The organism is Micromonospora sp. CNZ303 (assembly GCF_004345505.1).
This window is the reverse complement of sequence record NZ_SLVT01000014.1, coordinates 41,724-66,367: the sequence shown is the minus strand read 5'-3', so window position 1 is coordinate 66,367 and position 24,644 is coordinate 41,724. Positions and strand designations below refer to the sequence as shown.

Genomic DNA, 24,644 nt, shown 5'->3' with positions numbered 1-24,644 from the left:
CGGCGGTCGGCGGAACGGGTCAGAGCTTGCGGGCCACCCCGGCGTACATCCGGTCGGTGGAGGTGGCGTCGGGGTCGTCCTGCCGCCAGCGGCCGGTCGGCACGAGCCCGGGCGCGACGAGCTCGAAGCCCTCGAAGAGGTCGGCGATCTGCGCGGCGGTCCGGTAGACCATCGGCGCCGTGGCGTTGCGGTAGCTGTCCTCCATCATCCGGCGCTCCTCGTCCGGCCCGCCCTCCACGCAGAGGTGGGACAGGGCCAGGTACGAGCCGGGTGCCATCCGGTCGCGGAAGGCCCGGATGATGCCCTTCGGGTCCTCGCTGTCCCGGATGAAGTGGAAGACCGCGATGAACAGCACCCCGACGGGCTGGGAGAAGTCGATGAGGGACTTGGTGTCGGGGTGGTCGAGGATCGAGCCGGGGTCGCGCAGGTCGGCGGTGAAGATCCCGGTGTTGGCCCGCTCGTCCTCGGTGAGCAGGCGCTTGCCGTGCTCGGCGACCGCCGGGTCGTTGTCCACGTAGATCACCCGGGGCTGGGCGACGGCCCGCCGCGCCACGTGGTGGGTGTTCTCCTGGCTCGGCAGGCCCGCCCCGACGTCGATGAACTGCCGGATCCCGCAATCCTCGGCGAGGTGCCGGACGGCGCGGCCCAGGAACCGGCGGTTCTCCCACACCACGTCGCGGGTGAGCGTCTGTCCGACCCGCCCGATCACGGCCTCCGCCGCGGCCCGGTCCACCGGGTAGTTGTTCGTGCCGTGGAGGAAGTAGTCGTACATCCGCGCCGGCGACGGCCGCTCCACGGACTGGGCAGGTTCTGTCGACATCGGTCTCTCCTCGTACGTCGTTGGTGGGGAGTGCGGGTGGGGGCCGGCCCCGTCGGGACCGGCCCCCGGGGTCAGCCGGTGACGGGGCTGCTCTGGTGCGAGAGCAGCAGCGGGCGGCCGTCGTCCTGGCGGACGATGATCCAGGTGGCCCGGATGTGCCGCTCGGGGGCGACCTCGCTCTCGCCGGCGAGGATGATGCCGCCGCCGGTGATCACCATGGCGACGTCCGGGTGCAGGAAGTTCACCGACACCGGGTAGCCCTTGACGTAGGCGCCCCGGTACGGGCCCGCGAACCCCTTGGTCATGAAGGCCCGGATCTCGTCGCGGCTGGTCAGCTGCTCGTCGCCCATGAGCAGGCTGCCGTTCTCCGCGAAGAGGTCGGCGAAGAAGTCCGGGTCGTTGGCCTTCCACGCGGCCTGGATCAGCTGCGGTACGGCCAGGACGGCCTTCTCGTCGTCGCTGACGAATTCCCGGTAGTAGGAGTGGTCCTCCGCGACGCGGGCGGCCTCGAGGATCTCCGTCGCGTCGCCCCACCGCGACGCTGCCTTGGTGGTCATGGGTGCTCCTTGCCGATCGTCACGGGGGGATGGACGGTCACCAGCGCAGCGTCGCGCCGGCGCCGCGCGGGCTGTTCTGGTAGCCGGCGAGCTTCCACTCGCCGTCGCGCTTGACGACGATCCACGTGGAGCGGACGGCGAGCTCCGGGGCGATCTCGGTCTCGCCCGGGGCGAGGATGCCGCCGTGGGTGCGCAGCAGGGCGACCTCGTCGTTGACGAACCGCACGTCGACGGGGTTGCCGGTGACGCCGGTGCCCTTGAACGGCCCGGCGTACGCGGCGGCCATGAACGAGTAGATCTCGTCGCGGCCCTTCTTGTAGACGTCGCCGGGGAGGATGAGGATGCCGTCCTCGGTGAAGCTGTCGGCGACGCCGGCGGCGTCGTTGCGGCTCCAGGCGGCGACCAGCCGCAGCGGAACGCCGAGGGCCTCCTTCTCCTTCTCGCTGGTGAAGGGGCCGTAGTAGGCGTCGAGGTCGGGTCGGTTGGCCTGGGTGGTCGTGGTCATGGGGGTGCTCCTTCGTCGGTTCGGGCGGCGGGATGCGCCGACGCCGGGTACCGGTCGTGATCGCTACCCCGAATCGTTGCCGGGGCCCGTCACCGACTGCATCTCTCTGATTGCGCTGCCGGGCAGGCCGGGGCGGGCCGTCGCGCCGGCCGGGGCACGCCGTCGCGCCGGCCGGTCGGGGCGGGAGCGGGGGGCGGGCGGCGGCTGATCCCGCGACACCGCACTTGCGGAGATGCGTCGACCTCCGGCGGAAGCAGACGATGCCAGGGCCACCCCAGGCGGGGCGCGCCCCGAGCGACCGCGCCGCCCGCCGCCGGTGACGGCTGGCCGGACCGGACGCGACCGGGGCGGATGCCCCCGCCGGCCCGGTCCCGCGCCGTGCGCCCGGCGGTCACGCGGCGGTGGTGTAACCGCCGAACCGACGATTATCGAGGAGGTCAGGGTGGACGTCACCCAGACGGTGCCCGGCACGGAACTGGTGCGTCGCGCGACGGAGCTGGTGCCCCTGTTGCAGAAGCACGCGAGCTGGTCCGAGGAGAACCGCCGCATGCACGACGAGGTGGTCGAGGCGATGGCCGACGCCGGCCTGTTCCGGATGCGGATCCCGAAGCGGTACGGGGGGTACGAGTCGGACACCCGGACGCTGACCGACGTGACGGCCCAGCTGGCCCGGGGTGACGGCTCCGTCGCCTGGACCGCCTCGGTGTGGTGCATCCCGGGCTGGATGGTCGGGATGTTCCCCGACGAGGTGCAGGACGAGGTCTTCGGCACGCCCGACGTGCGGGTCTGCGGCACGCTGAGCCCGACCGGCAACGCGCAGCCGCGGCCGGGGGGTGTGCTGCTCAACGGCCAGTGGGGCTTCATCAGCGGTGCCCTGCACAGCCAGTGGCAGGAGATCATCGCGATGGGGGCGGCGCCGGACGGCACCCCCATGCCCCTCATGATGCTGGTGCCCATGTCGGACCTGGAGGTCGTCGACGACTGGCACACCGCGGGGATGCGGGGCTCGGGCAGCGTCACCACCGTCGCCCGGGATGTCTTCGTGCCGCAGGAGCGGGTGCTGCCGCTGCCGGCCGTGCTCCAGGGCCAGTACGCCTCGAAGCTCAACGCCGAGTCGCCGATGTACCGGGCACCCCTGCTCGGCGTCGCCGCCGCGTCCTCGGTCGGCACCGTGATCGGCCTGGCCCGGGCCGCCCGGGAGGTGTTCTTCGAGCGGCTGCCCGGCCGGAAGATCACCTACACCGACTACGGCAGCCAGGCCGAGGCGCCGGTGACCCACCTCCAGGTGGCCGAGGCGACGCTGAAGGCCGACCAGGCCGAGTTCCACGGCTACCGGGTCGCGGACCTGACCGACAGCAAGGGCCGCTCGGGCGAGCCGTGGACGCTCGAGGAGCGGGTCCGCTCCCGCGCCGACGTGGGCGCGGTCTGCCAGCTGGGCCGCGAGGCGGTGGAGGTGCTGGCCCTGGCCAGCGGCGGTTCGTCGGTCTACAGCTCGGTGCCGATCCAGCGGATCGCCCGGGACGTGCACACGGTCAACCTGCACGCCCTGATGACCCCGCAGACCAACTTCGAGCTCTACGGCCGGGTGCTCTGCGGCCTGGAGCCGAACAGTTTCTACATCTGACACCGGCCCGGGCGGCGGCACCCGGCGACGCCGGGTGCCGCCCCGGATCCGTACCAGCTGCGCTGATGTCACGCCTGTGGGCGGGCACGCGACGAGGAGGGGTGGATGTACGACTATGTAATCGTCGGGGCGGGATCGGCGGGCTGCGTGCTGGCCGCGCGACTGAGCGAGGATCCCGACGTCCGGGTCTGCCTCGTCGAGGCCGGCCCGGCGGACACGGCGCAGAACGTGCACGTTCCGGTGGCGTTCGGCCAGCTGTTCCGCACCCAGCTCGACTGGGACTACGACACGCACGACGAGCCGCACCTGGACCGCCGCCGGGTCTACCTGCCCCGCGGCCGGGTCCTGGGCGGCACCAGCTCGATCAACACGATGATCTACGTCCGGGGCCACCGGTCCGACTTCGACGGGTGGAACCAGCCCGGGTGGAGCTTCGACGAGCTGCTGCCGTACTTCAAGCGCTCGGAGGACAACGAGCGGGGCGAGTCGGCCTACCACGGCGTCGGCGGCCCGCTGCGGGTCTCCGACGGGCGGGCCCGCAACCCGATGTCCGCCGCGTTCGTCGAGGCGGGACGGCAGGCCGGTTACGGCGCCAACGACGACTTCAACGGCGCCGAGCAGGACGGCTTCGGGCTGTTCCAGCTCACCCAGCGCGACGGCCGGCGGGCCAGCACCGCCACCGCCTTCCTGCACCCCGTGGCCGACCGGCCCAACCTGACCGTCGAGGTGAACCTTCAGGTGCACCGGGTGCTCATCGAGAACGGCCGGGCGGTGGGCGTGGTGGGCCAGCGGCTCGGCGAGGACGTCGAGATCCGGGCCGAGCGGGAGGTGGTGCTCTCCGGCGGGGCGTACAACAGCCCGCAGCTGCTCATGCTCTCCGGCATCGGGCCGGCGCCGCTGCTCGGCGCGCTCGGGGTGCCGGTCGTGCTGGACCAGCCGCAGGTCGGGCAGAACCTCCAGGACCACCTCCTGGTGCCGCTGATCTATGCCCACTCGCACCCGATCAGCCTGCTCGCCGCCGGCACGCCGGAGAACCTGGAGCTGTTCATGTCCGAGGGGCGCGGGCCGATGACCGCCAACGGCCCGGAGGCCGGCGGGTTCGTCCGGACCAGCGACGCCCTGGCCGCGCCCGACGTGGAGTTCCTGGCCGCGCCGGTGATGTTCGCCGACAACGGCCTCGGGACGCCCACCGACCACGCGCTGTCCTACGGCCCGTCCATGTTGGCGCCCCGCAGCCGGGGTTCGGTGCAGCTCGCCCTGGCCGACCCCACCGCCAAGCCGAAGATCGTGCACAACTACCTCGCCGAGGAGTCCGACCTGGACGACGCGGTGGCGGCCCTGCGGATCGGGCTGGACATCGCCCGGCAGCCGGCCCTCACGCCGTACGTGGAGCGGCCGTACCGGCCGCCGGCGTCGGAGTCCGACGCCGACCTGCGCGACTACGTCCGCCAGTACGCGCACTCCATCTACCACCCGGCCGGCACCTGCGCGATGGGCGCCGTGGTCGACGCGGAGCTGCGCGTCCTCGGCGTCGACGGGCTGCGGGTCGCGGACGCGTCTGTGATGCCCCGCCTGGTCAGCGGAAACCCGAACGCCGCGACGATCGCCATCGGCGAGAAGGCCGCGGACCTGATCAAGGGGGTGGCCGCGGCCACCGAGCCCGCGCTGGCCGCCGGTGCGGCGGGCCCGACGCGGTAGCGCGTCGGGCGGGGCCGCGGCCGGCGACGTGACCGGCCGTGGCCCGAGGCGGCGACCACCAGCGGTACCCGCGCCGACGCGACCGGAGCGCCGGCGACCACTCACATCCGACACCCGGCAGAGGAGCACACCATGACCAACAAGGCAGCGTCGCTCGTCGAGCAGTCCAAGCAGTGGGCGAAGCACTACGGGGCGTACAGCAACGGGGAGGAGGGTCACGCCTTCACCGCGCCGCTGCGCGTACGCGCCAACTGGGACGCCAACGACGCCGACGCCATCGCCGAGATGTTCACCGACAACGGCAGCATGCTGATGGGCGACGACCAGCTGAAGAGCCGGGACGAGATCCGCGCCTGGCTGACCGACGCGTTCGCCGGCCCGTACAAGGGGGCCCGGATGACCTTCGAGCCCGTCGAGATCAGCATGCTGCACCGGGACTCCGCCCTGATCGTCGCCGAGGGCGGCATCCTGCTGGCCGGCGAGACCGAGGTCGCCCCCGAGCGGAGCAGCCGCATCGTCTTCGTCACCGTCCGCGTCGACGACGACTGGCGGGTCCTGTCCTACCAGTCGAGCCCGGTCAAGGGCTGACCCGGCCCACCCCGTCGGCCCGGGCCCGGGCGCGGGAGGCGACGACCGGCTCCGGCCGGCCGCGTCCCGCTACCGGGCCCGGGTCGCGTCGTACCTCGCGTCCGCCGCCGGCCCGCCGCCGGCGGCGGTTCGTCGTACGTCCCGCGGCCCGGCCGCCCTCCGTCGCCTTCCGGGACGGGGCCCGCCGGGCCCGGTGGTTGGCGTTGCTCGCGGCCGTGGCCCCAGCCCCAGCCCCAGCCCTGGCCCCAGCCCCGGCCCTGGTCCTGGCCCCGGCCCTGGTCCTGGCCCCGGCCCTGGTCCTGGTCCTGGTCCGCCGTCGCGCCGCGCCGTGCCCTGGTGCCGACCCCGGTCGGCCGCCGGCGGTACGCGAAGGGTGGGGCCGGGCACACGGAAGCGACCACGGCGCTCGCCGTGGTCGCGGGGTGGCCCGTGCGCCCCGGCGGCCCGGCCGGGGCGCACGGGACGTCAGGAGGTGGCGAACTGTCCCGGCCGCCGCCCCGGGCCGGCCGGGCCCCGGTACGCCTGGGCGATGTCCAGCCAGTGGTGGGCCTCGGCGCCGACGGCCTTCAGCGACAGGTCGTCGCGGTGCCGGCGCCGGGTCACCAGGAGGCAGAAGTCCTCGGCGGTGCCGTTGACGATCTGCTCGGCGTCCGGCGGCCCGAAGCGCCAGACCGCGCCCGACGGGGCCGTGATGACGAAGCGGAACGTGCTGCTCGGCACCTCCAACCCCCGTGCCAGGTAGCCGAAGTCCCAGGTGCGGACCGCGAACTCGACGAGCGGCCGGAGCCGGTCGGTGCGGCGGCGGCGCACGCCGAGGGCGTCGGCGATGTCCTGGCCGTGCCCGAACAGCTCCATCATCCCCGCCGCGGCGAGCACCGGCGCCGGGAGCGGCCGGACGAGCCAGGGCACCGGCTGTCCCGCCGGGACGGCGGCGAGGGCCTTCTCGGCGAGGGTCCGCTCCTCGCGCCACCGGGCCAGCAGCGCCGCCGGCGCCTCGGCCAGGTACGGGGCCATCGCCGCGTTCACGTTCGCGTCGAAGTCGCCGCTCATGCGCGACATGAGGGCCTGGAAACCGTCGGGGTCGGCGGCGGCCAGGCCGGCCATCCGGAAGGTGGCGGTCAGGTGGGCGATCTGGTGCGCGACCGTCCAGCCCTCGGCGGGGGTGGGGGTACGCCACCCGGCGTCGTCCAGCTCGGCGACCATGCGGTCGACGTCGTCGCCCTCGGCCTCCAGGGCGGCGAACACGTCCTGTTCTGCCACGCGCTCATCCTCTCGATGCGGTGCCGCCCCACCCGGACGGACGATGCGGGCCCCGGGCTTCGTCGCGGGGGGTGACCTCGACCGGTGCGGTGGCGCACGTCGCCGGCGCCGTGCGGCCGGCGGTTGACGGGGAAGCCGGCCGATCGGGTCGGTGCCGGCGCTTCAATCATCGGCGGGTGGCGTGGCGGGTGTCTTCTCCCACTGTGCGGAGCGCGACCGGCGGCCACGTCCCGGTCCGACCGTCTCCGGGGCCTCGCGGCCCGGCCCATCGTCGGGCGGCGGGTTGCCGTCGACCGGCGGATCCGCCTCGTGGCCGGCGGGACGCCCGCGCAGCCGGAGCGCGAACAGCCCGCCGAGCAGCAGGACGCCCACCACCACCCACAGGGCCGGCCGGACGGCGGGCAGGAACGCGTCGGCGAACGCGTCGGCGGCCACGTCGCGGTACCGGTCGGCGAGCTCCGGCGGGGCACCGGGCGGCACGACGAACCCGCCGGCCTGGCCGGCACCCAGCTTGACGCCCTCGCCGGCGGCCGCGCCGAAGCCGTGCAGGAAGTCCGCCCGGGCCTCGGGAGGCAGCTGCGCCGCGCCCGCGCGGGCGGCCTCGGGCAGGGTGTCGGCGAGGCGGTGTTGCAGGACGGCGCCGACGACGGCCGCGCCGAGCGCGCCGCCGACCTGCCGTGCGGTGTTGAGCACGCCCGCGGCGGCGCCGGCCAGTGGGGCGGGGACGTGGCGCATCGCCTCGGTGGTGGTCGGCGCGATGGACGCCCCCATGCCGATGCCGACGGCGACCAGCGGCAGGACGAAGGTGCCGGCGGTGGAGTGCGGCGTGACCAGCAGCGCCATGCCCAGCACGCCGAGCGCGTACACGGTGAGCCCGCCCGCGAGCAGGCGTCGGCCGCCGAGCCGGTCGGTGAGCCGCCCGGCGACCGGCGCGACGGCGCTGAGCACCACCGTCCAGGGCAGCGCGGCGAGGCCCGACTCCAGCGGGCTCATGCCGAGCAGCGCCTGCGTCTCGATCACGAAGACCAGCAGGAAGCCGTACAGCCCGAATGAGCTGACGAGCGTGATCAGGGTCGCCGGGCCGAAGTTGCCGAGGCGGAACAGCCCGGGCGGGACGAGCGGCTCCCGCTGCCGGCGTTGGCGCAGCGCGAAGACCACTGCGCACAGCGCCGCGGCGGCCAGGATCGCCGGGATGCTGACGGGCCCGCGTACCGTGCCCCAGTCGTGCCGTTCGCCCTCGATGAGGGCGTACATGAGGCCCACCAGCGCGGCGGTGGCCAGGAGCACGCCGACCACGTCGAGGTGGCGCGGCCGGCGGGTGCGCAGGTCGGGGACGAGCCACCAGGCGAGGGCGACGCCCGCCACGCTGAGCGGCACGTTCAGGTAGAAGATCCACTCCCAGCCGAGCCGGGTGATCACGAGACCGCCGAGGGTGGGGCCGCTGACGGCGGCCACGCCCGCGACGGCGGTGAAGATCCCGAAGGCGGCGCCCCGCCGCGCGGCCGGGAAGATGCCGGAGATGAGGACCAGCGCCTGCGGCAGCAGCGCCGCGGCGCCGACGCCCTGCACCACCCGCGCGGCGATGAGCTGCCCCGGGGACTGGGCCGCCCCGCAGAGCACCGAGGCCACCGCGAACAGCGCCATGCCGGCCATGAAGACGGTACGCGGGCCGAACAGGTCGCCGAGGCGCCCGGCGACGATCAGCAGCGACGCCAGCGCCAGCAGGTAACCGTTCAGCACCCAGAGCATGCTGTCGATCCCGGTGTCCAGGGACCGCATCATGTCCGGCACGGCGGTGTTGACGATGCTCGTGTCGAGCAGGATGAGGAAGTTGCCGAGGCACAGCACCAGCAGGGCCGCCCACGGGTTGACCGGTCGCGGCGTCACCGCCTCGGCGCCCCGCTGCGGGTCACGGTTGCTCCGCACGCGACGCCTCCTGCTCGGCGTCGGCGTCGGTCACGCCGCGCGGGGCGGGCCGCAGGCCGTCCTCGTACAGGGTCGCGCCGATCCGGCGGGCCGTGGTGAGGCTCGCCCAGGCCGTGACCGTGACCAGCGCGGCGTCGTCGGCGCCGCCGTCGCGGCAGGCGGCGACGTCGGCGTCGGTCACCCGGTACGGCGCGAGCGCGGTCAGCAGCGCCAGCCGGGCGACGGGTCGCTCGGCCGGCGCCAGTTCGGCGACGGCGGCGTCGAACCACCGGCCGCCGCCCGGCTCCGGGGGCGGCGGGCCGGCCAGGCAGGCCAGGATCCGCTGCCGGACGTGCTCCGGCAGGGCGGCCTGCCCGGCGTGGTGGACCGCCTGGCCGGCCCGGGCGAAGGCGGCGGCCACGTGCGGCTGGCCGACGGCCCAGGTCAGGTCGGCCTCCGGCGGCGCGGGCGGCAGCAGCTCCAGCGAAAGGCCGGGTGGCCGTCCGGCGCGCGCCAGCGCTCCCATGATGCGGGCGGCGGTCCGCCGGACCCCGGCGCGGATCCCGGCCGGCGCCGGCGGCAACGGGGAGTCCTGGAGGAAGACGCTCACCATCCGGTTCAGGTAGTGGAAGGCCACCGCCACGCCGATCAGTTCCGGCCCGTGCGCGGCGGGGAAGGGCGGGGGACGGCGGCGCGCCGCGCTGGCGTCCCCGCTGTGCCGGGCCCACTCGGCCAGGGCCCGCAGCCGGGGGTCGCCGATCCCGCCGACCCCGGTGCCCGGCCACCCGCCCGGGTCGCCCAGCAGCCCGGCGGCCGTGGCGCCGTGCACCTCCACGCAGTACGGGCACCGGTTGCTCTCGGAGACGGCGGCGGCGACCACCTCCTTCGCCTCGCGGCCCACCAGCCCTTCGGCGAGCAGCGTCTCGCGCAGCATCAGCCAGCAGGCCCGCAGCACGTCGGGGGCGGGGGAGTGCAGCAGCACCGGGGGCGCGAGGACGCCGAAGTCGTCGGCCATCTGCCGGTAGACCCGCGCGACGGGCCCGTCGGCGGCCTCCGGGGCGACCGGCGTCACGTGCCGGACGTGGGTCAGCATGGTGCGGCTCGTCACCCGAGCCAGTCGCCTGCCCATCGGTTTCCTTCCTGGTCGGGCGGGCCGGGGCCGGGGGCGGGGTGCGCCCCCGGCCCGTCGTGGTCCTAGCTGGGCACGACCTGGGGCACCGCGGTGACCGTGCCGTCGGGCAGCGAGCCGTGGTAGGTGACGTCGATGCCCCGCTGCTGCGCCGCGCGGACGATGCCGGGCACGGCGCGTTCGGCCAGCGCGGCGATGGTGAGGGCCGGGTTGACGGTGAGCGCGCCCGGCACCGCCGAGCCGTCGGTGACGAAGATGCCGGGGTGCTGCCGCAGCTCGTGCCGGTCGTCGAGGGCCGACGTCGCCGGGTCGTCGCCGATCCGGCAGGACGACAGCGGGTGCACCGTGTACGCGCCGACCACGTCGTTGGTCCACGGCATCACCCGGGCCAGCCCGTCGCGCTCCAGGATGTCCCGGGCGTCCGCGTCGGCGGCGGCCCAGCCCCGCAGCGTGTTGGCGGTGGGCCGGTAGCGCAACGGGCCCCGGCCGAGCATCTGCTGGGAGATACGGTCGGCGTTGCCGGTCGCCGGCGGCGGCCCGAAGACGCCCTCGTTGTCGTCCTCCGACATCGTGAACAGCGTCAGCCACGACTGCCAGCGGCGCAGCATCTCCTTCTTCTCCAGGCCGAACCAGCTCGGGCCCTGCGCGTCGGGCACCTGGGCGAGGATCGTGCCCAGCCCCAGCGGGAAGAAGAGCTGCTCCAGCGAGTACCGCTCGTACTCGGGCAGGTCGGGGTCGAGCCGGTCCCAGGTCGCCACCGTCGGCCCGCGGCCGATCTGGTTGGCGTCGTAGCCCTTTCCGTTGGGGCGGCTGAGCCCGAGCACCTCCCGGACCCGGTCGTCGTCGAAGACCGCCGTGTTGAGCCGCTCGCCGTTGCCGGAGAAGTACCGGCCGACGGCGGGGGGCATGGTGCCCAGCGTGGGCTCCGAGCGTTGCAGGATCACCGGCGTGGCCCCGGCCCCGGCCGCCACGATGACGATCTTGGCGTCGATCGTCCCGCTGTCGTGCAGGATCCGGTAGTCCTCCGCGTCGACGATGCGGTAGTGCACCCGGTATCCGCCGTCCTCGGTGCGGGAGAGGTGCTGCACCTCGTGCAACGGCCGGATCTCGGCGCCGTGCGCCAGGGCGGCCGGCAGGTAGTTGAGCAGCAGGGAGCGCTTCGCGTCGAAGCGGCACCCGGCCATCATCCAGTTGCAGTTGGTGCACTTGTCGACGTCCACGGCCGACGGCACGGGGTTGGCCGTGCGCCCGGCGTGCGCGCAGGCCGCCGCGAAGAGGCCGCCGGCGTACGGCACCTTGTCCCAGCTCTGCATCGTCACCGGCAGCGACTCGCAGACCCGGTCGTACCACGGGTCGAGCGTGGCGCGGGTGATGGCCGCCGGCCACATCCGGCGGCCGATGCTGCCCTGCCGCTCGAAGACGAACTGCGGCGCGCGCGGCATGGTGGCGAAGTAGACGACGCTGCCGCCGCCGACGCAGTTGCCGCCGAGCACGCTCATCCCGTCGCCGACGGTGAAGTCGAAGATCCGGGTGTACGACGAGCCGAGCTTGAAGTCGTGGTCGAACTCCTCGCTGGACAGCCACGGTCCGCGCTCCAGGACCACCACCCGCGCCCCGCCCGCGGCCAGGTGGTAGGCCGGGATCGCGCCGCCGAAGCCGCTGCCGATCACCACGACGTCGGTGCTTGCGCTACTGGTCATGCCGGGCTCCCTGTGGGGGTGGTGTGTGGGTGCAGTCGCGACAGCGGGCGTCCGTACGAGTACTCGGGGAACCGCCACAGCCCGTCGTCGTCGGGCTTGGTGATGCCGATCGCCAGCAGCCCCGGGTGCCCGGCGGCGAGCGCGTCGAGCGTGTTCATGTGTGCGGCGCTGTCGTATGCCATGTTGCTGAACAGGGCCAGCCCCACCCACATCTCCTTCTCCGGGTTGTCCGGGGCGAGCAGGTGGCTCAGCAGCGCGGTGCGGTGGTCGAACGCGAGCGCGACGAAGGGCGGCACCGCCGGGTCGAGGGTCAGGCCGTTCGCCTCGGCGTACCCGGTCGCGTGCGCGTTGAGGGCCTCACTGAGCGTTCCCAGCATCAGCGACAACCCGCCGGCCGGGTCCTCCATGAGGGCCAGCGCCCCGCACTCGACGGCGCCGCCGTCGGTCGAGACGCCGGCGATCGCCCGGTCGTCGGCGGACCGCTTCGCCCCGGGGACGATGGTGTCGGCGAACGCTTCCAGCGTCAGCACGCGTGCCTGCTGCTCCTCGGGTGTTTCCGGTTGCACGGCGGCTACCTCCTTCTGGGGCGGGCGCGTCGGTACCGGTCCCGCCGGGACTTTTTTCGGGCAGCCTTGACCACCGCCCGCTAGGGCGACGGATGCAAGGGATGAATTGGTGGTCGCCCGGAATGCTTTCCGTGCGGCGTGGACGGTGCGCGAAGTTCTGCATCATCGTGGCTACCGACGCAGGTGGGACGCATCTTCTGTTTTGCTGAGGCCGATGTCCCGACGGCCGGGACGATTGACGCGGAAATTGCGAACGGCGGCGGGCGTGCAATTTCCGCGCCACGTTCCACGCGGACGGAGGTGGCCGCCCCCGCGCGGCGGGCACGGCGCGCCGTCCCGGGCGGCGGACGCCGCGTCCCGGCCGCGGCGGACGGTGGGGCCGGGCCCACGAGCGGGCGGGCCCGGTGCCCCGCGGCGCGTTGCGGCGGCGTGGTCCGCGCGGGCGGGCGCCCGCGCGGGGCACAGTCCGGACGGGTCGGGGTCGGCGGTCAGGCCGGTTCGGTGGCGCGGCGCGGCGCGGCGGTCGCCGGGAGCGCGGCGCGCCCGGCCTGCCGGCGGCTCAGCCGCCCGGTGCGGTGCAGCCAGCGCACGGTGTCGGCCAGGGTCTCGTCCAGCGACCGGCTCGCCGGCCCGAGCAGCTCCTCGGTGGGCGTGCCGTCCATCGGGCGGGCCGTGGCGCACAGGTAGATGGCGCCGTGCTCGGCGGGCAGGTGCACGGGCGAGAGCCGCTGCGCCGCGCTGACCAGGTGGCCCATCGGCAGCAGGGCCGCAGCCGGCAGCCGGAGGGTGGGCAGGGCCCGCCCGGTGACCCGGCGCAGTGCGTCGACGAACTCCCGGGTCGTGACGTACCGGCCGGGGGCCGGGAAGCGGCGGGGGCCGCGCCCCGGTTCGAGGACCGCCGCGTGCAGCCGGGCCACGTCCCGCACGTCGCCGACGGGGAAGCCGCCGGTCGGCCACAGCGGCATCAACCCGCGCAGCACGTTGCGTACCCGGGTCGTCTGGTCGCCCAGGTGCGGGTCGTCGGGCCCGAGCGAGGCCAGCGGATAGGTGATGACCACCGGCGCCCCGTCGTCCTGGTGCCGGCGCGCCACGTGCTCGGCGGCGGCCTTGCTGCTCAGGTACGCCTCGCGGGGCGCGCCCACCGGGGAGTCGACGGTCAGCGGCGATCCCGTGGCCGGCAGCAGCGCGCCGAAGGTGGAGACGTGCACGATCGGGTCGAGGCCCGCCGCCCGCGCCGCCGCGAGCACCACCTCGGTGCCGCGGAGGTTGACGGCCCGCATCCGCGCCCGGTCCCGGGAGTCGAAGCTGTACACGCCGGCGGCGTGCAGCGCGGCGGCGCAGCCGTCGGCGGCCCGGGCCACGGCGGCGGGGTCGGTGACGTCGCCGGTGACCAGCTCCACGCGCCCGGCGTCGGCGCCCAGCGTCGCCAGCACCCGCCGGGCGCGGGCCGGGTCGCGCACGAGCAGCCGGACCCGGTGCCCGGCGTCGAGGACGGCCGCCGTCGAGTGGGAGCCGATGAATCCGGTGCCACCGGTTACCAGGACCAGCATCGCGACTCCCGCGGGTGGGGGACTGGGTCGTCGCCCATCATGGGCGGGCGCCGCCGGGCCCTCCTTCTCCCAGGGTGCTCAACCGGCGTCGATGGCGTTGCCTGCGCCCCCGGACTCCCAATACTGGCATTGCCGCAGTCGTGGGAGCCGTCGTCGTGACCGTCCGGCGGGGCGGCGCAGAGCAGGAGGCAGATCATGATCGCTCGTCGGGTGGCCTCGTCGGTGGTCCAGCGCCAGGTCAACTACGTCACGCCGGTGCCGCAGGGGTCCGCACGGGGACTGGTGGACGCCGTTTACCGGCAGGTCGCGCAGGAGATGCAGCTGGTGGTGCCGCCGGCGCAGCTGCACTCCCCGTCGCCGGAGGTGCTGGCGGCGTACTGGATGGTGATGCGGGAGCCGCTGCTGCCGACGGAGAACGTGGACCGGGCGACCAAGGAGGCGGTGGCCGCCGCGGTGTCCGTGGCGAACATCTGCCCGTACTGCGTGGACATGCACAGCGTCGGGCTCTACGAGCTCTCCACGGAGCACGACGCGGAGGCGATCGTGGCCGACCGGCTCACCGAGATCGCCGACCGGCGCATCCGCGTGGCGGCGGAGTGGGGCCGTACGGCACACCAGCCGCAGACCTCGCGGCCGGTCCTGCCGTTTCCGGAGCGGGACCGCCCGGAGCTGGTCGGCGTGGTGGTGGGCTTCCACTACATCGCCCGCGTGGTCAACGTGTTCCTCTCCAACTTCCTGCTCCCGCCGGGGCTGTCGCCGCGGGCGCGCCGGCGCCTGAAGCGGGGCATCGGCTGGGTGTTGCAGGGGACGCTGCGCGACGCCCGGGAGCCGGGCCGCTCGGTGGAGCTGCTGCCGCCGGCGCCGCTGCCGGCGGAGGCGGCCTGGGCGGCGGGCAGCCCGCACGTGGCCGGGGCGATGGCCCGCGCCTACGCGGCGTTCGAGGCGGCCGGCGAGCGGGCGGTCCCGCCGGCGGTCCGGGAGCTGGTCGCGGAACGCCTCGACGCCTGGCGGGGGGAGGAGACCGGCCTGAGTAGACAGTGGTGCGAGCGGCTGATCGCGCCGCTGCCCGAGGCGGAGCGGGCCGCCGGCCGACTGGCCCTGCTGACCGTGTTCGCCTCCTACCAGGTCGACGAGGAGGTGGTCACGGAGTTCCGCCGCCACCAGCCGGGCGACGCGGCCCTGGTCGATGCGGTGGCCTGGGCCAGCTTCGCGGCGGCCCGCTGGGTCGGCACCTGGTACGCCCCCGCCGGCTCGCCCGAGCCGGTCTGACGGATTCCCGACTTGAACTGCGCAACATTGGAGACGTGTCGGCGTGTCGGAGCCGACACGCTGGGTGAGGGGCGTGGTTTCTCTCGCGCCCGTGACCCTTCCAAGGAGGAAACGTGACCAGCTACCAGGCGACCCTGCCCGGAGCGTCCGGGCGTTGGGCGACACTCAACGGCGCGCACCACCGGGCGGCCCTGAACGCCTTTCTCGTGATCGTGCTGGCGCACTGGGCCGAGCACCTGGTGCAGGCGTACCAGATCTGGGGCCTGGGCTGGTCGCGGCCCGAGGCCCGCGGGGTGCTCGGCATGCCGTTCCCGTGGCTGGTCAGCTCGGAGTGGCTGCACTACGGCTACGCCATCGTGATGCTCGTCGGGCTGTGGATGCTGCGCCCCGGCTTCGTCGGGCGCAGCCGGAGCTGGTGGACCGCGGCCCTGGCGATCCAGTTCTGGCACCACATCGAGCACCTGCTGCTGCTGTTGCAGGCGCAGACCGGCCGGCACCTGTTCGACAGCCCCGTGCCCACCAGCCTGCTCCAGGTCGTGATCCCCCGGGTCGAGCTGCACCTGTTCTACAACACGGTCGTCTTCGTGCCGATGATGATCGCGATGTACCTGCACCTGCGGCCCTCCCCGGCGGAGGCGGAGCTGATGTCGTGCAGCTGCCGGCAGCCCGAGGTCGCGGCCCAGCCGTCATGACCACCGTGGACGGCGCCCGTCCGCCGGCACCGCCCACGTCCGTCGGGGCGGTGCAGCGGGCGGTCATCGCCGTCGCGGTCGGCATCGTGCTGTCGATCGTGGCGCTGCTGGCCTTCGGTACTCCGGCCGAGAGCCGGAGGTTCATGCTGAACCCGGGCGACGGGTCGGTCGTCGGCGTCGCGCCCGCCGAGGTGACGCTCACGCTCGGCGGAGCCGAGTCGGCCGAGAACGTGCACCTGGCCGTCACCGGACCGACCGGGGCGGTCGTCTCGATCGGGAAGGCGGCCGTCCGCGACGGCCGCCTGGCCGTGCGGGTACGCGACGCCGGGCCGGGCACCTACCGGGTGGCCTACCGGGCCCTGTTGCCCGACGGCCGGCAGGTCGCCGGTCTGGCCGGCTTCACGGTGACCCCCGGCGCCGTTCCGGCCGGGCCCGTCGCCGCGCCGATCGGGGACGAGGCCGCGAACGCCGGCCACGACCACGCCCGGATCGACGGCATCAACGGCGTGCTCCTCCTGCTCGACCTGGGCCTCGTCGCGGTGGCCCTGCTGCTGATGTTCCTCCGTCCGCAGCGGGGAAGGGGGCCTGTCACCGGCCCGTGACCCGCCCGCCGGGCGGCCCTGCCCGGGGCGGCGGATGGAGCGCACAGCAGAAGACGCGGCCCCGGCCAACGCGAGGTGACGATGAAGTCACCCGCCGGCCGGGGCCGGCGTCGTCGTAACGACAGGGGGATCTGCCATGCCGACGGTACTGGGCTCCATGCGTCGACTGCTGATGGCGCCGACGCTCGCGGAGGTGACCTTCGCGCGTCGGGGTTTCCCCGGCCCCGCCACGGAGGTCACCCGCCGGCTGGAGGCGGTTCCGCAGTCGGTCGTCTGCGGATTCGAGTGGGGCATCGACACCCGCGACCCGTGGGAGCTGGAGCGCCGGCTCGCGCTCGTCGACCGGGAACTGCTCGGTTTCGCCTACGAGGGCGCCACGATGGCCTGCACCATCCTCGACGTGATGGGGCCCCGGCGCGGCACCCGCACCCGTGACCTGCTGCGGGGGCCCGGCGCGCCGCACCTCTTCCTCGCCTACATCGGCATCGGGTTCGCCATGGCACGCCTGCCGCGACCCCTCTGGCGGCACGTCGTGCCGGACCTCACCGGCTCCCCGTACCACCCGACGATGACCTGGCTGGCCGTGGACGGCTACGGGTTCGACCGCGCCTACTTCGACCTCGACCGCTGGGTGACCCGGCAGGAGCGGCTGGCGGCGTACCCGTGGCAGGGCCACGGGGACTACTTCCTCCGGGCCACGGACCAGGGCCTCGGCCGGGCGCTGTGGTTCATCCACGGCGCCCGCACCGCCGACGTGGCCGGGGCCGTGCGGGCCTTCGCCGCCGACCGGCACGGCGACCTGTGGAGCGGGGTGGGGCTCGCCGCCACCTTCGCCGGCGGCGCCGACGCCGAGGCGCTCGCCGCGCTGCGCGCCGACGCCGGCCCGTGCGCGCCGGACCTGGCCCAGGGCGCGGTCTTCGCCGCCAAGGCCCGCAGCCACGCCGGGCACGTGCCGGCGCACAGCGAGGCGGCGATGCACGCGCTCGGCGGGCGGTCCGTGGCCGCCGCCGCGGCGCTCGCCGACGACGTGGCGGTCCGCGCGGAGCCGGCCGGACCGGTGCCCGCGTACGAGGTGTGGCGGCGCAACGTCCGCGCGCACTTCGAGCCGGCCGGCGTCAACCACGGCCGCTGAGAACCGCCCGCGTCGTCCCCCGGACGGTCGCCGTGCCGTCGCGTGTCGACGGTGCACGTGAATGTTCCGGATAGTTGCGACGAGTGCGCAAGGTTGAAGAAATCAATCCTTCCCGCGCTTGCCATCATCGAATTGGATGTCCATCCCCGGTAAACGGAAACACCGACCCTTTGGGGGAACGTGCCATGCAGAGCCTGCGTGATCTGCGGCGCAGAATCCTGACGCCAAATATCTCCGAGACGAAAATGGACGTGCGCGGATTCCACGTGAAGAACGAGGAATCGAAGGCGCTGCTCGAAACCGTCGGCGCCTCATTCCTCGCCGGTTACGGATACGCCGCCGAGGCGCCGACGGCCGAGGCGGCCGAACGCCGGCTGGAAACGGTGCCGACGCGTTTTCGTGGTTTCGCGTACGAGGGCGCCGCGATGGGCTTCGCCGTCCGCGACGCACTGCGGCCGGGCCGCCCCCGGCACGTGGAGGCCATGCTCGCCGGCCGGGGCGACGCGCACGTCTACATGGCGTACGTCGGCGTGGGCTGGGCGATGGCCCGGGTGCCCCGGATGCGCTGGGGCCAGCTGCACGCCCCGGACCCGCTGCTGCGGTGGCTGGTGCTCGACGGCTACGGCTTCCACCAGGCGTACTTCCACACCGACCGGTACGTGTACGGGCAGTACCGCCACCCGCGGTTCCCGTGGCCGGCCGAGGGCCCGCGCGAGTACGCCGACCGGGTCATCGACCAGGGCATCGGGCGGGCCACCTGGTTCGTCGGCGGCACCGACGTGGACCGGGTGACGGAGATCTTCGCCGCGTTCCCCGCGCACCGGCGGGCCGACCTGTACGCCGGGGCGGGCCTCGCCGCCACCTACGCCGGTGGTGCCACCGAGGCGGACCTGCACCGGTTCCGCGACCGGGCCGGCGACTACCGGGTGGACCTCGCCCAGGGCAGCGCCTTCGCGGCCGGGGCCCGGGTACGCGCCGGCCTGGTCGTCCCGCACAACGAGGTCGCCACGCAGGTGTTCTGCGGCATGTCCACCGCCGAGGCGTCGAAGGTGACCGACGTGACCCTGCCCCGCGGGCAGGACGGCGGCACGCCCGCCTACGAGCGGTGGCGCCAGGCCATCGCCGCCGAGTTCGAGGGGCGGTGCTGACCGTGGCGCCCCACCCCGCGGCCCGTACCGCGCCCCGGCGGTCCACCACCGCACGCACCGAAGGAGAGACCTCGTGACAAGGATCGCTGTCGTGGGGATGGCGTGCCGCTACCCGGACGCCACGTCGCCCCGTGAACTGTGGGAGAACGCCCTCGCCGGGCGGCGGGCCTTCCGCCGGCTGCCCGACGTGCGGATGAGTCTGGACGACTACTGGGATCCGGACCCGGCCACGCCCGACCGCTTCTACGCCCGCAACGCGGCGGTCATCGAGGGCTACGAGTTCGACCGCATCGCCTACAAGGTCGCCGGCAGCACCTACCGCTCGACCGATCTCACCCACTGGCTCGCCCTCGACATGGCGGCCATGGCGCTGGCCGACGCCGGGTTCCCGATGGCGGAGGGACTGCCCCGCGAGCGCACCGGCGTGGTCGTCGGCAACACGCTGACCGGCGAGTTCTCCCGGGCCAACCAGCTGCGGCTGCGCTGGCCCTACGTGCGCCGCATGGTCGCCGCCGCGCTCAAGGAGCAGGACTGGGACGACGACCAGCTCACCACGTTCCTCGGCGACTTCGAGGCGACCTTCAAGGGCCCGTTCCCGGAGGTCGACGAGGACACCCTCGCCGGCGGCCTGTCCAACACCATCGCCGGGCGCATCTGCAACCACTTCGACTTCAAGGGCGGCGGCTACACGGTCGACGGCGCCTGCTCCTCGTCGCTGCTCTCCGTCGCCACCGCGTGCAAGACCCTCTCCGACGGCGAGGTCGACGTGGCGGTCGCCGGCGGGGTCGACCTCTCCATCGACCCCTTCGAGATCATCGGCTTCGCCAAGACCGGCGCGCTGGCGCGCGGCGAGATGCGGGTCTACGACCGCGGCTCGAACGGCTTCTGGCCCGGCGAGGGCTGCGGCATGGTGGTCCTGATGCGCGAGGCCGAGGCCCGCCAGGCGGGGCATCGCATCTATGCCACCATCGCGGGCTGGGGCATCTCCTCCGACGGCAAGGGGGGCATCACCCGCCCCGAGGTCGCCGGCTACCAGCTCGCCCTGCGCCGGGCGTACGACCGGGCCGGCTTCGGCATCGAGACCGTCGGGCTCTTCGAGGGCCACGGCACCGGCACGCAGGTGGGCGACGCCACCGAGCTCCAGGCCCTGTCCCTGGCCCGGCGCACCGCCGACGAGAACGCCGCCCAGGCCGCGATCAGCTCGATCAAGGGCATGATCGGGCACACCAAGGCGGCGGCCGGCATCGCCGGTCTGATCAAGGCCGCGATGGCGGTCCACCACGAGGTGCTGCCGCCCACCATCGGCTGCGTCGACCCGCACGAGATCCTCACCGCCGAGCAGTCCGCGCTGCGGGCCCTGCGCAAGGCCGAGGCGTGGCCGCGCGACGTGCCGGTGCGCGCCGGCATCACGGCGATGGGCTTCGGCGGCATCAACACCCACATCGTGCTGGAGAACGGGCAGCCGCGTCGCTCGTCCCGGCTGGACAGCCGCTTCCGCAACCTCGCCGCCTCGATGCAGGACGTGGAGCTGCTGCTCGTCGACGGGGGCAGCCCGCAGGAGCTGCGCGAGCGGTTGCAGCGTCTCGTCGAGTTCGTGCCCACGGTGTCGTACGCCCAGCTGGGCGACCTCGCCGCCACCCTGCACCGGGAATTGCGCGACCTGCCGTACCGGGCGGGTGTGGTGGTCTCCTCGCCGGAGGACGGCGAGCGGCAGCTGCGCCGGATCTGCGACGCTCTCGACGCCGGCGAGGTACGCCTGTTCTCCTCCGACGGCCGCTGCTTCCTGGGCCACGTGAGCGGCCCGGGCCGCATCGGCTTCCTCTTCCCCGGGCAGGGGTCCGGCAAGGGCACCTCGGGTGGCGCGCTGCGCCGCCGCTTCGCCGACGTGGAGGAGGTGTACCAGCGGGCGGCGCTGCCGAGCAGCGGCGACATGGTCGCCACCGCGGTGGCCCAGCCGCGGATCGTCACCGGTTCGCTCGCCGGCCTGCGGGCGCTGTCGCTGCTCAACCTCGACGCCACGGTCGCCGTCGGGCACAGCCTCGGCGAGATCGCCGCCCTGCACTGGGCCGGCGTGCTCGACGAGGAGGCCCTGCTCCGGGTCGCCGGCGTGCGCGGCCGGACGATGGGGGAGCACAGCGCCTCCGGCACGATGGCCAACATCGGCGCCCCGCCCGAGCGGGTGGCCGGGCTGATCGCCGGCCTGTCCGTGGTGATCGCCGCGTACAACGGGCCGGAGCAGACCGTGATCGCCGGCTCGGAGGCCGCGGTGGAGGACGCCTGCGAGCGGGCCCGCTCCGCCGGCCTGCGGACCACGCGGCTGTCCGTGTCGCACGCGTTCCACTCCCCGCTGGTCGAGCCGGCCGCGGACGCCTTCCTCGACGCGCTGGCGGGGGAGCGGTTCGGACCCGTCACCCGGCGGGTCGTCTCGACGGTCACGGGCGAACCGCTCGCTTACGACACCGACGTCTCCGCCCTCCTGCACCGCCAGATCACCGACCCGGTGCTGTTCAGCCAGGCCGTGGCCCTCGCCGCCAAGGAGGTCGACCTCTTCGTCGAGGTGGGCCCGGGGCAGGTGCTCTCCGGCCTCGCGGCGGCCAGCACCGACCTGCCGGCGGTGGCGCTCAACACCGACGACGAGTCGCTGGCGGGCCTGCTGCGGGTCGCGGCGGCCGCGTACGTCGTCGGCGCCGGCGGCGTGGAGGGCACCCTCTTCCACGACCGGCTGGTCCGGCCGCTCGAGGTGGGCCAGAACTTCCGCTTCTTCGCCAGCCCCTGCGAGTCCGCCCCGGTGGTGAGCCTGCCCAAGGGCGCTGGCGTCCGGGCGGCGGTCCCGTCGGCCGCGAACGGGCAGCGGCCGGAGTCGGAGCAGCCGGCCGGCGAGTCGAGCCTGCAACTGCTGCGCCGGCTGGCCGCCGAGCGGGCCGAGCTGCCGCTGGAGATGGTGCACGACGGCAGCCAGCTCCTCGACGACCTGCACCTCAGCTCGATCACCGTCGGCCAGCTGGTCAACCAGGCGGCGCAGCAGCTCGGCGTGCCGGCCGCGCAGACCCCCACCAACTTCGCGACGGCCACCGTCGGGCAGCTCGCCGAGGCCCTGGAGCAGCTCGCCCGGACCGGTCGGGACACCGACGCGGCCGGCCCGAGCATTGTGCACGGCGTCGCCGACTGGTGCCGGGCCTGGTCGGTGGAGCTCGACGAGGCGCCGGCCCCGGTCGCCGGCCGGGCCGAGGCCGACGGAGCCTGGCAGCTGTTCGCCCCCGCCGGCCATCCGCTCGCCGAGCCGCTGCGCGCGGCCCTGCAGACCGCCGGCCTCGGCGCGGGCGTGCTGGTGTGCCTGCCGGAGCGGTGCGCGGAGGCCGATCTCGAACTGGCCCTGCGCGGCGCGCAGGCGGCGACCGCCGCCGCCCCCGGCACCCGCTTCGTCCTCGTCCAGCAGGGACCGGGCGCGGCCGGGCTGGCCAAGACGCTACGGCTGGAGGCGCCGCAGCTGCGCACCACCATCGTGCACACCCCGCCGGTGCCGGAGGCCGTGGCCCGGGTGACGGCGGAGGTCGCCGCCACCGACGGGTTCGCCGAGGTCCGCTACGACGCCGGCGGCCGGCGCCGGGTGCCGACCCTGCGCGGGCTGCCGGTGCGACCCGCCGAGACGCGGCAGCCGCTGGGCGCCGAGGACCTGCTGCTGGTCACCGGCGGCGGCAAGGGCATCACCGCGGAGTGCGCCCTGGCGATGGCCGTCGACAGCGGCGCCGCCCTCGCCGTGCTGGGCCGCTCCGATCCCGCCCAGGACGACGAGCTGGCCGCGAACCTCAAGCGGATGGCGGACGCCGGCGTACGGGTGCGCTACGCCCGGGCCGACGTCTCCGACCCGGAGCAGGTGCGGCAGGCCGTCGACGGGCTCGTCGCCGAGCTGGGACCGGTCACGGCGGTGCTGCACGGCGCGGGCCGCAACGAGCCGGCGGCGTTGACCGGCCTCACCATGGACGCGTTCCGCCGCACGTTCGCGCCGAAGGTCGACGGCCTGCGCGCCGTGCTCGACGCGGTCGACGCCGACCGGCTGCGCCTGCTCGTGACGTTCGGCAGCATCATCGGCCGGGCGGGCCTGCGCGGCGAGGCGCACTACGCCACGGCCAACGACTGGCTGGCCGAGCTGACCGTCGACTTCGGCCGGCACCACCCGAACTGCCGCAGCCTCTGCCTGGAGTGGTCGGTCTGGTCCGGCGTCGGCATGGGTGAGCGGCTGTCCGTGGTCGAGGCGCTGACCCGCGACGGCATCACTCCGGTCACCCCCGACCAGGGTGTACAGATGCTCCGGCGCCTGCTCGCCGACCCGCAGGCACCGTCGGTGGTGGTGGTCAGCGGGCGTACGGAGGGCATCGACACGGTCCGGATGGACCGTCCGGAGCTGCCGCTGCTGCGGTTCGTGGACCGCCCGCTCGTGCGCTACCACGGCGTCGAACTGGTCGCCGAGGCCGAGCTCAAGCCGGTCACCGACCTCTACCTGGACCACCACCGGCTGGACGGCAACCTGCTTTTCCCGGCGGTGTTCGGCATGGAGGCGATGGCCCAGGTCGCCGCCGCGGTGACCGGGCGGACCGACACGCCGGTGGTCGAGCGGGCCGAGTTCCTGCGGCCCATCGTGGTGCCGCCGGAGGGCAGCACCACCATCCGGATCGCCACCCTCGTCGTCGACGACGACGTCGTGGACGCGGTCATCTACAGCGCGGAGACGGAGTTCAGCGCGGCGCACTTCCGGGCGCGGCTGCACTTCACCGGCACGCGACCGCCGGCGGGCCCGCCCGAGCAGGTGCCCGCCGGGCTGCCGGCGGTGCCGCTGGAGCCCGCCACCGACCTGTACGGCGACATCCTGTTCCAGGGTGGACGGTTCCAGCGGCTGCGCCGCTACCACCGGTCGGCCGCCCGGCACGTCGACGCGGACGTCGTCACGGCTCCGCAGACGCGCTGGTTCGCCGACTACCTGCCGGACACCCTGCTCCTCGGTGACCCCGGCGTGCGGGACGCCCTCATGCACGGCAACCAGGTCTGCGTTCCCGACGCGACGCTGCTGCCGGCCGGGATCGAGCGGCTGCACCCGGCGGGGACCCGCCTGACCGGGGCGGAGGAGCTCCGCTACTGCGCCGAGGAGCGCAGCCGCGACGGCGACACCTACGTCTACGACATCGCGCTGCGCTCCGCCGACGGTGCGGTCGTGGAGCGGTGGGAGGGCCTGCGGCTGCGGGCGGTACGCAAGAAGGACGGCCGTGGCCCGTGGGTGGCGCCGCTGCTCGGCTCGTACCTGGAGCGGGCGGTCGGCGACCTGGTCGGCGGCGACGTCGCCGTCGCGGTGGAGCCGACCCCGACGGAGCAGGACGGGCGCGGCGAGCCGTCCGGGCAGGGCACGCCGGACGAGACCCGGCGGCGGCGGGCCCGGACCGCGGTGGCCGCCGGCCGCGCCGCGGGCGGGCCGGTCGAGGTCGCGTACCGGCCGGACGGCCGCCCCGAGCTGGCCGACGGGCGGTCCCTCTCCGCCGCGCACGCCGAGGACCTGACGCTCTGCGTGGTCGGCACCGGGCCGCTGGCCTGCGACGTCGAGGCGGTACGCGCCCGCGAGGAGTCGGTCTGGCAGGGGCTGCTCGGCGCGCACGTCGACCTCGCCCGGCTCTGCTCCGCCGACGGCGGGGAGTCCCTGGACGCGGCGGCCACGCGGGTGTGGGCGGCGATCGAGTGCCTGCGCAAGGCGGGGCTCTCGCACCGGGCGCCGCTGGCCGCGGTGCCCTCGGAGCGGGCCGGCTGGCTGGTCTTCGCCTCCGGCGACCTGCGGATCGCCACGCTCGTCACGACCGTGCGGGACCTGCCCCAGCCGATGGCGTTCGCGATCCTCACGGAAGGACGGGCCTAGGCG

18 protein-coding genes are annotated in these 24,644 nt (G+C 74.7%); 9 read left to right on the top strand and 9 right to left on the bottom strand.

Annotated elements, in window-relative coordinates; genetic code table 11:
• Positions 1–19: 19 nt before the first annotated feature.
• The 3 genes from EV374_RS21725 to EV374_RS21715 all read right to left on the bottom strand — a co-directional run bounded on the left by EV374_RS21725 (position 20) and on the right by EV374_RS21715 (position 1,882).
• Positions 20–820 carry an SAM-dependent methyltransferase gene (locus tag EV374_RS21725; RefSeq protein ID WP_132238220.1) on the bottom strand — a complete coding sequence of 267 codons (801 nt, stop codon included), beginning with the start codon at positions 818–820 and terminating at the stop codon, positions 20–22.
• A gap of 71 nt (positions 821–891) precedes the next feature.
• Positions 892–1,377, bottom strand: a complete 486-nt coding sequence (locus EV374_RS21720) for an SgcJ/EcaC family oxidoreductase (RefSeq protein WP_132238218.1) — start codon at positions 1,375–1,377, stop codon at positions 892–894.
• 37 nt (positions 1,378–1,414) lie between these two features.
• Positions 1,415–1,882, bottom strand: a complete 468-nt coding sequence (locus EV374_RS21715; RefSeq protein ID WP_132238216.1) for an SgcJ/EcaC family oxidoreductase — start codon at positions 1,880–1,882, stop codon at positions 1,415–1,417.
• Positions 1,883–2,324: 442 nt separating this feature from the next.
• Here EV374_RS21715 and EV374_RS21710 point away from each other — a divergent pair, with 442 nt between their 5' ends.
• From EV374_RS21710 to EV374_RS21700, 3 genes are all read left to right on the top strand, one after another.
• Entirely contained in the window at positions 2,325–3,506 is a 1,182-nt protein-coding gene (locus EV374_RS21710; protein WP_132238214.1) for an acyl-CoA dehydrogenase family protein, read from the top strand.
• Between the two features lie 105 nt (positions 3,507–3,611).
• The gene (locus tag EV374_RS21705) at positions 3,612–5,204 is read left to right on the top strand and encodes a GMC family oxidoreductase N-terminal domain-containing protein (protein ID WP_132238212.1); all 1,593 of its coding nucleotides are present in this window, start codon (positions 3,612–3,614) and stop codon (positions 5,202–5,204) included.
• Between the two features lie 132 nt (positions 5,205–5,336).
• Positions 5,337–5,792: an SgcJ/EcaC family oxidoreductase gene (locus tag EV374_RS21700; protein WP_132238210.1), complete on the top strand. Its 456-nt coding sequence runs from the start codon at positions 5,337–5,339 to the stop codon at positions 5,790–5,792.
• Between the two features lie 465 nt (positions 5,793–6,257).
• Here the strand turns inward: EV374_RS21700 and EV374_RS21690 are convergent, their stop codons facing one another.
• From EV374_RS21690 to EV374_RS21665, 6 genes are all read right to left on the bottom strand, one after another.
• Positions 6,258–7,052 (bottom strand): TIGR03084 family metal-binding protein, encoded by a 795-nt coding sequence (locus EV374_RS21690; RefSeq protein WP_132238208.1) that lies wholly within the window; start codon positions 7,050–7,052, stop codon positions 6,258–6,260.
• A gap of 162 nt (positions 7,053–7,214) precedes the next feature.
• The gene (locus EV374_RS21685; RefSeq protein ID WP_132238206.1) at positions 7,215–8,978 is read right to left on the bottom strand and encodes an MFS transporter; all 1,764 of its coding nucleotides are present in this window, start codon (positions 8,976–8,978) and stop codon (positions 7,215–7,217) included.
• A complete protein-coding gene (locus EV374_RS21680) occupies positions 8,962–10,050 on the bottom strand; it encodes a carboxymuconolactone decarboxylase family protein (protein WP_132238388.1) in 1,089 nt (362 codons plus the stop codon). The genes EV374_RS21685 and EV374_RS21680 overlap by 17 nt, the downstream gene beginning before the upstream one ends.
• Positions 10,051–10,151: 101 nt before the next feature.
• Complete coding sequence (locus EV374_RS21675) at positions 10,152–11,786, bottom strand: FAD-dependent oxidoreductase (RefSeq protein WP_132238204.1); 1,635 nt, start codon at positions 11,784–11,786, stop codon at positions 10,152–10,154.
• The gene (locus EV374_RS21670) at positions 11,783–12,352 is read right to left on the bottom strand and encodes a DUF5987 family protein (protein WP_132238202.1); all 570 of its coding nucleotides are present in this window, start codon (positions 12,350–12,352) and stop codon (positions 11,783–11,785) included. Before EV374_RS21670 ends, EV374_RS21675 begins: the two co-directional genes overlap by 4 nt.
• A 488-nt stretch (positions 12,353–12,840) precedes the next feature.
• Positions 12,841–13,902, bottom strand: a complete 1,062-nt coding sequence (locus EV374_RS21665) for an SDR family NAD(P)-dependent oxidoreductase (protein ID WP_132238200.1) — start codon at positions 13,900–13,902, stop codon at positions 12,841–12,843.
• 195 nt (positions 13,903–14,097) lie between these two features.
• Between EV374_RS21665 and EV374_RS21660 the strand changes: the two genes are divergently transcribed.
• The 6 genes from EV374_RS21660 (at position 14,098) to EV374_RS21635 (ending at position 24,641) form a co-directional block, all read left to right on the top strand.
• Entirely contained in the window at positions 14,098–15,171 is a 1,074-nt protein-coding gene (locus EV374_RS21660) for a carboxymuconolactone decarboxylase family protein (RefSeq protein WP_132238198.1), read from the top strand.
• Between the two features lie 113 nt (positions 15,172–15,284).
• Positions 15,285–15,863, top strand: coding sequence for a hypothetical protein (locus EV374_RS21655; protein WP_486485886.1), 579 nt, complete (start codon positions 15,285–15,287; stop codon positions 15,861–15,863).
• The gene (locus EV374_RS21650) at positions 15,860–16,465 is read left to right on the top strand and encodes a copper resistance CopC family protein (protein ID WP_132238196.1); all 606 of its coding nucleotides are present in this window, start codon (positions 15,860–15,862) and stop codon (positions 16,463–16,465) included. The genes EV374_RS21655 and EV374_RS21650 overlap by 4 nt, the downstream gene beginning before the upstream one ends.
• Before the next feature lie 136 nt (positions 16,466–16,601).
• The gene (locus tag EV374_RS21645) at positions 16,602–17,597 is read left to right on the top strand and encodes a DUF1702 family protein (RefSeq protein WP_132238194.1); all 996 of its coding nucleotides are present in this window, start codon (positions 16,602–16,604) and stop codon (positions 17,595–17,597) included.
• Positions 17,598–17,782: 185 nt separating this feature from the next.
• Positions 17,783–18,745, top strand: coding sequence for a DUF1702 family protein (locus EV374_RS21640; protein ID WP_132238192.1), 963 nt, complete (start codon positions 17,783–17,785; stop codon positions 18,743–18,745).
• Between the two features lie 73 nt (positions 18,746–18,818).
• On the top strand, positions 18,819–24,641 hold the full coding sequence (locus EV374_RS21635; RefSeq protein WP_132238190.1) for a type I polyketide synthase: 5,823 nt from the start codon (positions 18,819–18,821) through the stop codon (positions 24,639–24,641).
• The last annotated feature ends 3 nt before the right edge of the window (positions 24,642–24,644 follow it).